4 protein-coding genes are annotated in these 11,738 nt (G+C 68.3%); all 4 read right to left on the reverse strand.

Annotated elements, in window-relative coordinates:
* Positions 1-3,914: beta-ketoacyl synthase N-terminal-like domain-containing protein (locus ACFYOU_RS00005; protein WP_391302235.1), on the reverse strand; the 3,914-nt coding region annotated here is incomplete at its 3' end.
* 76 nt (positions 3,915-3,990) lie between these two features.
* Positions 3,991-5,151 (reverse strand): FkbO/Hyg5 family chorismatase, encoded by a 1,161-nt coding sequence (locus ACFYOU_RS00010; RefSeq protein ID WP_391302237.1) that lies wholly within the window; start codon positions 5,149-5,151, stop codon positions 3,991-3,993.
* A 136-nt stretch (positions 5,152-5,287) separates the two neighbouring features.
* Positions 5,288-10,828, reverse strand: a complete 5,541-nt coding sequence (locus tag ACFYOU_RS00015; protein ID WP_391302239.1) for an SDR family NAD(P)-dependent oxidoreductase — start codon at positions 10,826-10,828, stop codon at positions 5,288-5,290.
* A gap of 154 nt (positions 10,829-10,982) precedes the next feature.
* Entirely contained in the window at positions 10,983-11,312 is a 330-nt protein-coding gene (locus tag ACFYOU_RS00020) for a helix-turn-helix domain-containing protein (RefSeq protein WP_391302241.1), read from the reverse strand.
* Positions 11,313-11,738 lie beyond the last annotated feature (426 nt).

Below are 11,738 nucleotides of genomic sequence, written 5' to 3' on the forward strand. Positions count from 1 at the left end.
TCCACACCCGACAAACCAGCACTCACCAACGCACCACGAATCACCCGCTGCTGCGACGGACCATTCGGCGCCGTCAAACCATTCGACGCACCGTCCTGATTGACGGCCGAGCCCCGGACCAACGCCAACACCTTGTGCCCGTTGCGTTCCGCATCCGAAAGCCGCTCAAGTGCAACCAACCCCACGCCCTCAGACCAGCCGGTGCCGTTCGCGTCGTCACTGAACGCACGGCAGCGACCATCCGGAGACAGCGCGCGCTGACGGGAGAAGTCGATGAAGACTTGGGGAGACGCCATGACGGTGACGCCACCCGCCAGCGCGAGGTCGCACTCACCGGACCGCAGGGACTGGGCCGCCAGGTGCAGCGCGACCAACGAAGAGGAACACGCCGTGTCCACCGTCACAGCGGGACCCTCAAGACCCAGTGCGTAGGCCACGCGGCCGGACGCCACACTGCCGGCAGCCGCCGTACCCAGGTAGCCCTCAAGTTCCTGGGGGACGCCGGAGAACCGCTCCGCGTAGTCGTGGTGCATCAGACCGGTGAAGACACCGGTCCGGCTGCCCCGCAGCGACAACGGGTCGATGCCCGCCCTCTCCAGCGTCTCCCACGACACCTCCAACAGCAGCCGCTGCTGGGGGTCCATCACCAATGCTTCGCCGGGGGCGATCCCGAAGAAGGCCGCGTCGAATGCAGACACATCCTCCAGGAACCCGCCGAACCGAGTGTGGGAGGTCCCGGAGTGGTCTGGGTCCGATTCGAGTAGCTTCGTGAGGTCCCACCCCCGGTCGTCCGGGAACTCGGAAATCACGTCCGTGCCCTCGGAAACCACCCGCCACAGATCCTCGGGCGAGGACACTCCCCCCGGATAGCGACAACCCATCGACACGATCACGATCGGATCGTCCACCACGGACTGCACGGTGGCGGGCACGGTAGGAACGTCCTGTGTGGCCCCGGTGAGCTCGGCCCTGAGGTGACGGGCCAGGGCGCGCGGCGTGGGGTGGTCGAACGCGGTGGTCGCGGGCAGAGCAAGGCCGGTCGCCTCAACCAGACGGTTGCGCAGCAGGACCGCGGTGAGCGAAGTCAACCCCGAGTCCTTGAAGGACCGGTCGGCGTCCAGCGTGTCCACCGATTCACGGCCAAGGGTGAGCACCACCTCATGGCACACGCGTTCAAGCAGGAGGATCAGCTGATCGGAGTCGGGCAGGGCCCGCAGTCGCCGGCTCCAGTCGGCCCTGATGCCGCGGTCCGCCACCGACCAGCCGACCGTCTCCGCCGCCGGGACCGCCGGCATATCCCAGGAGTGGTCGTCGTTCGGGGTGCCCGGCGCGATCAGCAGGGCGTCGCGCCCCAGGAGCGCGGTGTCGAAGTGGTCCAACCACATCTGAGGGAACGCGTCCGCAGCCAGGTCCTGGTCCCCCAGGGTAGTTGCCAGGAGGGTTCCCCGCCCCCCGGCAGCCCGGTGCTGCCGGACCAGGAGCGCCGCACGGGCCACTGCCGCAGCTTGGTCCGGGCCGGCGGCTCCCCGAAGAGCTGCGAGAGGAGACACCACCACCAGAACGGGGAGGTCGGCGTCCCCCGCCCTGCCGAGCAAGGTGCGCAGCCACTCGACGTCACCGAACGGATCGTTGTCCACGGTTGTGCCGTGGACGACCGCGGTGATCCGGCCGTTCGTCTCGTCGAGCAATGGGGTGGGGAAAGGTCCGTTGAGGTCCGCGGCAACCGTGCGCACCTCAACGCCCAGCAGGGACAGCTCGGCGACCAGGGCCGGCTGACGGTCCACGTCGGGGCCGAGGAGCAGGAGGTGGCGTACGCCGTGGCTCTGCACCAGGTGACGCGCCAGGGGGGCGCTCACGGGACCAGACCCCGTAGTGAGGAGCACGAACCCGTCCCGGTCAAGGAGGTCAGAGCTATCGGCGGGGGAACCGGCCGGGCGGAGCAGCGGTACTTGGGGTACTCCGTCGCGCAGAACCGTCACGGGGCCGCCGGCCCGCACCAGTCGGCCGAGCTCCGCGTGGGCGACCGAGTCCCCATCCGTGTCCACGAGTACCAGGCGCCGAGGGTGAGTCGCCTGGAGCGCCCGGAGACGGGCCCACGGCTGTCCGGGGCCGAGGTCACCGGTCTCCTCCCGGAACACGGGGTCCGGTGCATTCCGAGTGAGGACCACCAGCGTGCCGGTCCGGTCTGCTTCCAGTCGGGCCCGAACGCCGTCGAGGAGGTCGAGCGAAGCCGTGGTGGGCTGCGTTCCGGTCTCCTCGGTCACACCGCCCAACACGGTCCAGTCACCCGACTCCTCAGCTCCCTGAAGGGGGGCCAGCGGTCCCCAGTCGACCCGGAAGAGCCCTCCGACCTCGCCGCTCGCCGTGCCGACGAGTCGCCGGGGAAGGCTGAGGAGGGCGTCACGCGTGATCTTTCCGGAGGTGGTTCGGGGGATCTCCGCAACCGTGTGGACCTCGGTCGGCACCTTGTAGGACGACAGGCTCTCGTGACACGTCCGCAGCAGTTCGTCCGTGGCCAGGCCGTCAGGACCGGTGACGACGAGCGCCACGGGGACCTGCCCCAACGTTTCGTGCGGCTTGCCGGCGACCGCGGTGTCCCGTACGCCGGGAACCCTGAGCAGGACCTCCTCCACCTCACCAGGGTGGATGTTCTCGCCGCCCCGAATGATGAGTTCCTTCGCCCTGCCCGTGAGGGTCAGCGCACCCTGGGCGTCACGGCGGGCCAGGTCTCCGGTGCGGTGCCATCCGCCGACGGGCGCCGTGACCGGTTGCCCAGGCCCCTCGTAGTAGCCGAGCATGACGTTCGGTCCCTTGACCCAGACCTCGCCCTCCGCTCCGGTCGGAACCTCGTCGCCGCTCTCCCGGCTCACCAGGCGCACTTCAAGGCCGGGTAGCGGCCGACCACACGAGCCTGGTGCGGGATCGTCATCGGGACCGTTCGCCGTGATCGGCCCGCAGGTCTCAGTGGTGCCGTAGCTGTCCAGCAGCGGAGCGCCGAACACCTCCGACACGGCGGTCCGCAGCTCCTGCGGCGCAGCGGAACCGGCAGTGAGGCACATCCGCAGCGAGGTTCGCACGGCACCCTGTGCCCGTGCCTCCTCGACCACGCGGTGATACGTCGTCGGCACCGCTACGACAAAGGTGAACTGATGCTCCGACAGAAGCGTCAACGCTTCGCCAGCTGAGGAGCCGGCCATCACATGGGCGCTGGCGCCGATGGCGGTCACTCCCAGGACGCCCAGGTGGTGGCCGAGGCAGTGAGACAGCGGAAGCGTCCACAGCACATGGTCGGTCTCCGCGAGGCCGAGGATCGGCGCGTAGCAGACCGCGGTGCCCCAGAGGGAGTTGCGTGTGGTGGACAGCACGCCCTTCGGTCGTCCCGTGGTCCCCGAGGTGTAGAGGAGGAAGGCCGGGTCGTCCAGCCCGAGGTCGTCCCTGGCGGATTCCGGCGGAGTGGCCTCAGCCATGTGCTCGAACGAGGCGGCTCCCGCGGGCACCTCCTGGGGAGTTCCCGCCACTACGACGATCAGGTTCGGGTGCCGTGCTACAAGCCGAGCCACCAGGGAATGGCGCGGCATATCGGTGATCAACAACCGAACGCGGGCGTCGACCAGGACGTGGTCCAATTCATCCGCGGTGGCCTGTGGGCCGACCGGGACGCCGATGGCACTGGTGCGCGCGACAGCGAGGTAGCTCTCCACCATCTCCACGCTGTTCTCCAGGTACATCGCGATGCGATCGCCGCGGTGCACCCCGAGGGCGCGCAGGTGGCCCGCCAACTGCCCGGTCCGCCGTTCGAGTGCGGCATAGGTGACGCTGCGGCGGGAGTCGGAGAAGGCGACCTTGCCACCCCGATCGGTCGCATGGGCGCGGAGCAACTCCGGCAGGGGCCTCATCAAATCGCTGTGCGGCACGTCGGCATGTCCTTCGATGTGAGCTACCGGGTATCCGTCCGCCGTCATCCGGCCTACGGCAACGCCTTCGTCGGCGTTAGAGGGCACGGTCGACCAACTCCGCGGCCGGCCCGCCATCCAGTCGCGACTGATACGGGCCCCCTTCGTCACTGCTCGGTTGAGCATCGACTTCGGCGGAAGCCGTCACCCGCTCCGTGGTGGGTGCGGAAGCTGTTGGTCCGGGCAGTTCGCCGAAGTTCCATCGATCGTTCCGTGCGGTCGCGTCGTCCGGCTCGATCGCGTGGCTCCGTACGACGATGCCTTCGAGTTCGACCAGCAGATCCGCGCGGCAGACGTCGGCGTTGACGTACACCACGTCCGCCGATGGCGACAGCATTTCGCGGCACACCTGCTGCACCCGGGCGATGTCGCTCTGGTGGCGTACGTAGACCTTGACGCTCCGCAGGTCACTCAGGGAGCTCCCAGGACTGATGCCGTGGGCGGCCAGGTTCTGCGCCCCCACAAGGTGTGCCACGTTGTCCAGCGACAGTCGGCATTGGCCCTCCACGTCGCCCACGTTCGTGGTGCGGTGACCGAGGATGCTCGCCGTGCCGGAGACGAAGATCCGTTCGACGCCTGTGCCCTGCGTCAGATAGGTGGCACGAGCGAAGTTGGGGGACCTGGGGCCGTACGTGCTGGGGTAGTGGAACGGCCGTACCTGACGCGGATTGTCGAGGTTCCGTCGATGGCCGCTGCGGTTGGCGAGGAAGTAGATGACGATTCCACCACTTCGTGAACCGATCACGGTGGCGGCTGGCATGTCCCGCCCGATGGCGAACCGTTCGAGTGCCCGGGCCCGTCCTACGCAAAACTCGCGGTACACCTCCAGGCCGGACGCGTTCTCGTCGTTCAACCGGCTGATGTAGTGCCAGATGCGGAACACGTGCGGGTAGCCGAGCCCCTCGGCGAGCCGGAGGGCCTCCGTGTACGTCGATTCTGATGCCGCCGTGTAGTCGGCCATCTCGGGTATTCGACAGGCGGCGAAGAGGTACTCGCCGTCGTGCGCGTAGGAGACGGACCCCTGGCGGCCGGCTTCCGTGGGGAGCTCAGAGGTCCACAGCTCGGCGAATCCCCCGTCGGTCGTCTCCGTGGCGTGCACGGAGACGGACGGATAGCCGTCGTCTAGAACCGGGGAAGCAGGCTCCGTGTTGAACCTCACCACACCGAGGACATTGCGCTCCAGCGTCTCGCCGCTCATGTCCTTCAGGTTCCGGAAAGACACGTTAGGTACATATGAAATAGCCATTGCCATACCCCCGTAGAGCTACTTCGGACGGTTTCCGGCCCGCTCCTCTGAGACGGCCTCGCAACTACCGACCGTTACCTGATGCTCGTCATCGGTCACGGCCGAGAGCCAGCCGCACCAGTTCGCCTGCGGGCATGTCCTCGATGTCGCTGCCCTCCTCGGTCACGTGCTGCTCGTCGCGCTCCTCCTCCGCCAGCCGGAGCAGTACGTCCAGCACACCGGCGGCTCGCAGCCTGGAGGGCGTCACCGATGACAAGGCGCGGCGGACCTCGGCGTCGCTGACCGTCGGTTCCCCGCCCGGCGGGTCGTCGTCGGCCGAGATGTGGTGCGCGATGTACTCCGACAGGACCTGCGGGCTCGGGTAGTCGAAGACCGTTGTCGACGGCAGACGCAGCCCCGTCACGGCATCAAGCCTGTTCCGCAGCTCCAGTCCGGTCAGCGAGTCCAGTCCTAGGTCCAGGAACCCGCGGTCGGCCGATACCTCCGTCCCGGTGGCGAATCCAAGCACCGCGGCCACCTGCTCGCGCACCACCGCGAGTACCTCGCCGACGCGGTGCTGCCTAGGCAGCCCGCCAAGCCGGGAGCGCAGGGACCGCGAGGGAGCCGGCCGGTCCGATCGACTCGTCCTGGGCACACGGACGAGCGAGCGCAGCAGCGGCGGAACCTGTCCGGCCCGTCCGAAAGCGCGTCCGAGCGCCGCGGTGTCGAGCCCAGCGGGAACCACGACCGGCAGGTCGCCCCCGCATGCCGCGTCGAACAGGGCGAGTCCATCGTCGGGCGTCAGGAGCGTCAACCCCATGCGTTCCACCCGGGCTCGTGCTGCTCCGGTGAGCGCGGCCATCATGCCGTTCTCCGTCGCCCACGCTCCCCAGGCGAGGGAGTGTGCGGGAAGGCCGGCCATGCGACGGCTCGTGGCCAGGGCGTCGAGGAAGGCGTTCGCCGCCGCGTAGTTCCCCTGTCCCGCACCCCCGAGCGTCCCGGCAAAGGACGAGAACATGACGAACAACCGCAGGTCGGAACCCTGCGTCAGCTCGTGGAGATTCCAGGCGGCGTCGACTTTCGGTCTGAACACGGTGTCCAGCGCGCCCTCAGTCAGCTTCTGCACGGGAGCGTCGGCCACCACACCCGCTGCGTGCACGACACCAATGAGGGGTCGGTCGGCGGGAATCCCATCCAGTACGGCGGCCAGTGCCACACTGTCGGAGGCGTCACAGGCGACCGTCGAGACCGTTGCCCCCAGTTCCTCAAGCTCGCGGGTGAGTTCGGCGGCGCCCGGCGCCCCGGGGCCGCGTCGGCTCAGTAGCAGGAGATCGCGCACCCCGTGCTTGGCGACGAGGTGCCTGGCTGTATGTGCACCCAGAGCACCGGTCGCGCCGGTGACTAGGACTGTGCCGCCGTCGTTCAAACGGAGCGACGCGGAGTCACCCGCCGCCACCTTCTTCAACCGGGGCACCAGCACGGATCCCTCTCGGATCACCAGTTGGTCCTCGTCCCCCCGCAGGTACGGGGCCAGCGCCCGGATTGACGCCACGGACTCGTCCAGGTCGACGAGGCGGAAGGTCTCGGGGTGTTCGTTCTGTGCCGACCGCACCAGCCCCCACAGGGTCGCAGCTGCAGGGTCCACCGGGTCAGATGCCTGACCGCTCACCGCACCGTTCGTGATGACCACCATGCGCGCGTTCGTCAGTCGTTCATCTGCCAACCAGGACTGAAGGTCTGCGAGCATGAGTCCCGCCCGAGCCCGCGCCACGACGGTTGGACGGTCGCCATCCTCCGGCCGGGGGGCGAGGAAGACGAAGGACGGGACCGGCGCGCCATCGTTCAGGTCCTGGTGCAGGGCGGCCAGGTCCGCATGCCAACGCCCCTCTCCCCAGACGTGTTGGAGGGCGATCGCAAGGCCGTGACGATCCGGTCCGACGACCGCCCACCGCGGGTGAGCGTCCACCGGGTCACCGGACGGACCGGAGTGGGCGGCGGATGTCCACTCGGTGTGGAAGAGGGTGTCCCCGAGCGGGTTCCCAACCAGCAGGTGGTCCCGGCTCATGGCCCGTAGCCGGACGGATTCCACCGCGACCACGGGGGAGCCGATCGGGTCGACGGCGTCCAAGGAAAAGGACTCGTCCCCGTCCGGGGCGAGCCGGACCCGCAGTGCGTGCGCGCCCCAGGTGCTGACGGTCACGCCCTCGCACGCGAAGGGCACGAGGGTCGGTCCGGTGTCATCGCCGCCCGCCATTGACAGGGCGTGCATCGCCGCGTCCCACAGGGCCGGGTGTACAGCGTGTGCCCCGGCTTCGGCACGCCGTTCCTGGGGGAGGGCCACCTCGGCGAACACCTCGTCGCCGCGCCTCCACAGCGCCTTCACCCCTCGGAAGGAGGGACCGTACTGGTACCCGTCCGCCGCCAGGTTCTCGTAGGCTCCGGTCACGTCCACGGGTTCAGCCCCCGCAGGCGGCCACGTTCCGATGAGATCCGCCGACGTCTTCACCGCGCCCGAGGCGGGTCCCAAGGTCCCCGAGGCGTGGACGGCCCACGGTTCCTCCGTCGAGCGCTCCTCCCTCTGCGCGTACAGGGTGAGCGCACGTACCCCCTCCGCGTCGGGCTCCCCCACGACGGCGCGCAGTCGCACGCTCGCTTCGGCGGGCAACGACAACGGCGCGTGCAGGACGAGGTCCTTGACGGTGCTGCATCCCGCGGCGCGACCCGCCTGGACGGCCAGTTCCACCAGTCCCGCTCCCGGAAGCAGAGCCGTTCCCCAGAAGGCGTGATCGGACAGCCACGGATGCGTCTCGCGCGAAACGCGCCCGAACAGGAGCAGTCGCTCCGAGTCGGGCAAGTCGGCCACGGCCTTGATGAACGGATGCTCCAGCGTGTCGAGTCCCAGGCGACCGGGGTCTGCCAGGTCCCCGGGTTCCCGGTCCCAGTAGGACGTGCTCCGGAACGCATAGGTGGGCAGGTCAGCGGGGGGTCCCGAACGATCGGCGAACACCCTGTCCCAGTCGACCGTGATGCCGGCGGTGTGCAGCTTCGCAACGGCGGTGAGCGTGCTCGACACCTCCCCCCAACCGCGCCGCAGCATGGCGGTCACCACATCCGGCTCGGCCTCAGCAGCGCCCGCCCCTTCGGAGGACCGCGGCGCGAGGCTGTCGCGCATCGCCCCGGTCAGGGCGGCGTCGGGCCCCACTTCGAGGAAGGACGACGCTCCCCATGCCCTGAGCGCACGAACCCCGGTCTCGAAACGGACGGTCTCCCGCGCGTGGGACAGCCAGTACGCCGAAGAGACGGCTTCCTCCCGACTCAGGAGCGCGCCGGTGACGTGGGACAGCAGGGGCCGGTCCGGCTCCCGGAATTTCACCGAGGCGAGGACATCTGCGAAGGCGCCCAGCATCGGCTCCATCCTGGAGGAGTGGAACGCGTGCGAGGTGCGCAGTGGTTTGGTGCGAACACCGCGTGCCCGACACTCCGTGGTGAGGCGCGCCACGGAGTCCTGGTCGCCGGAGATCACCACCGAGGCGGGGCCGTTCACCGCCGCCAGCGCCACGTCAGGCGCAAGGGTCGCGATCAGCTCCCGTGCCCATGCCTCAGGGGCGGCCACCGCCGCCATGGCTCCGCCTCCCGGAAGGGCACCCATGAGCCTTCCCCGTTCCGCCACCACCTTCGTGGCGTCGGCGAGGGACCACACGCCCACGGCGTGGGCGGCGGTCAGTTCGCCGACGGAGTGCCCGGCGACGATGTCCGGTCGCACGTCCCAGCTCTCCAACAACCGGAACAACGCGACTTCCAGGGCGAACGTTGCCAGTTGTGTGTACTCGGTGCGATCGAGCAACGGGGCGTCAGCCGTTTCCGGGCGAGCGAAGAGCACGGACAGCAACGGACGGGAGACGAACGGGGCGGCGGCGGCGCACACCGCGTCAAGCGCCTCGGCGAACACCGGGTACCGCAGGTAGAGCTCGTGTCCGGTGCGCGAACGCTGCGCACCCTGTCCGGTGAACACCACGGCGAGAGTGCGGTCGCCACGTGCCGGAGCCCGGAACACCTGTGCGTGAGGCTCGCCGGCGGCCAGGGACTCCAGCCCCGCAAGCAGCTCGCCGCGGCCCCTCCCGAACACCGTGGCGCGCACGGGCATCGCCGTACGGGCGGTAGCCAACGAGCGGGCGACGTCGAGGGTGTGTGCGCTCTCGTTCTGGTCCAACCAGGAGCGCAGACGCGCTGCCTGCCCCTGCAGGGCCCGCTCGCTGCGCGCAGACACGATCCACGGTGCCGTGTCTGTTGCCCGCAGAGGTTCGGGAACTTCGATCTCAGGTGCCTCTTCAACGATCACGTGGGCGTTGGTTCCGCTCAGCCCGAAGGAAGAGACGGCAGCGCGCCGCGGTCGATCGCTGACGGGCCACGGCGTTGAGTCGGACACGATCTCGACTGCGCCCTCGGACCAGTCGATCCGTGGTGAGACGGGGGACGCGTGCAGGGTGGCGGGCACCGTTCCCCGCTGCATCGCCAGCACCATCTTGATGACGCCCGCCGCTCCGGCCGCCGCCTGGGTGTGGCCGATGTTGGACTTGATCGAGCCGACCAGGAGAGGCCGTCCCTCGGCCCGGTCGGATCCGTAGGTGGCCATGAGCGCCTGGGCCTCGATCGGATCGCCCAAGACGGTGCCCGTCCCGTGCGCTTCGACCACGTCCACGTCACGCTCGGTGAACTGCGCCCTGCTCATCGCTTCGCGGATCACCCGTTGCTGCGCGGGTCCGTTGGGAGCGGTGATGCCGTTCGACCGACCGTCCTGGTTCACGGCCGAGCCGCGCACCACGGCCAGCACGGGACGGCCCGCCCTACGCGCGTCCGACAGTCGCTCCAGCAGGAGCACTCCCACGCCCTCGGAGAAGCCCGTGCCGTCCGCCGACGCCCCGAAGGACTTGCAGCGGCCGTCGGGAGCCAACCCCCGCTGGCTGCTGAAGTGGACGAAGGTGTCCGGTGCCGCCATGACCGTGGCCCCACCCGCGAGAGCCAGTGAGCACTCGCCCCGCCGGAGCGCCTGGCCTGCGAGGTGCAGCGCGACCAGGGAGGAAGAGCAGGCCGAATCGATGACGAGGGCCGGTCCTTCCAAGCCGAACGCATAGGAGACGCGCCCCGCGGCCATACTGGCGGTGTCGTTCGACGTGCCTGACGACATGATTCCCTGGTACACACCCACCGAGGCGCCGCGCAACGAATCCAGTCGGACGCCCGCACGCTCGAATGCCTCCGCAGAGCATTCGAGGAGCAGTCGATGCTGAGGGTCCATCGAATGGGCTTCGCGTGGGCTTATGTCAAAGAATTCGGCGTCAAAGAGCGAAGCATCGATGAACCCACCGTGCCGCGTATAACTCTTCCCTTTGGCGTCCGGGTCGGGGTCGTAAATCCCGGACACGTCCCATCCGCGGTCGCGCGGGAACTCCGAGATAACATCGCGCGCCCCGTTGACCAGATCCCAAAGACCCTCAGGCGTGGTGACGCCTCCGGGGTACCGACATGCCATGCCGACGATCGCTATGGGCTCATCGACCGAATCTTGCGCTTCTCGCAGCTGCCGCCGAAGATCCTGCAATTCAGCAGTGGCCCGCCTCAGGTACTGAAGATACTTCTGCTCGTCGACCATCTTTTCCCCCGTCAAGAAGCATGTAAGCGGACACCCAAAGGAGGCATGAATCCAACTGCACGCGTTCCAACCGACTCCGCGTTCCATAGTCGAACGAAGATCAAATGCGAAATGCAGCCCCGAATTCATCACCCGCGACCACAGCGGGACGGAATCAACCAGTCATGGAGACTTGCCTCATCGCCTCACGGTCCGTCTGCCATGCAGCCGAACAAGACGGGCACCGCACCATGGCACGTCCCCGTGCGGTCTGGCGAAAGTGCTCCAGCGAGTCGCCCTGCACGCACAGCGCATCGGCCAGCAGGGCGATCGAGCGACGGTGCGGCGTGGTGGTCTTCCCACGTTCCAGGTCGGAGATCGCCCGGATGCTCAATCCCGAGCTGTCAGCCAGCTCTTCCTGGGTCATCCCAGCCTGCTCGCGAAGTACGCGCAGCAGCGATGCGAGTTCGCCGGCTTTCCGAGAATCAACAATAGTACGCGACATCACGCATTCCCCCCGGTTGCATTTCCGCGAAACGCACTGGAAGCAACTACGGGAACACACAAACGCGAGTATCTGCCTACATGCCCTACAGAAGCATTCGACATCGAGTGCACCCCCGTGCGCCAGCCGTCAAATCCCACCGAAGCCAGCGATCAGCGCAATCGGCCTTTCCCTGGAAGCCACATGTCGAGAAATCAAACATCGGCACCAAAAGGAGAGAACCCGCCTACCCGATTTGGCCACCCTCTCACAAGATGAGCGACCTGCGGCAGATACGGCCGTTTGACCGCTCCCGCCAACCCCGTTGGTTCAAAACAATCAAAACATGACCCCCCTTCATGCACCAGGTTCCAGTCTGGCGCGATCGCGCCAGACTGGAACGCGAGCGGACTCACTTCCCTCTCTTCCGGCCACAGCGAGTACACC

Origin of the sequence: Streptomyces sp. NPDC005955 (genome assembly GCF_042871255.1) — a bacterium.
Taxonomy (GTDB): domain Bacteria; phylum Actinomycetota; class Actinomycetes; order Streptomycetales; family Streptomycetaceae; genus Streptomyces.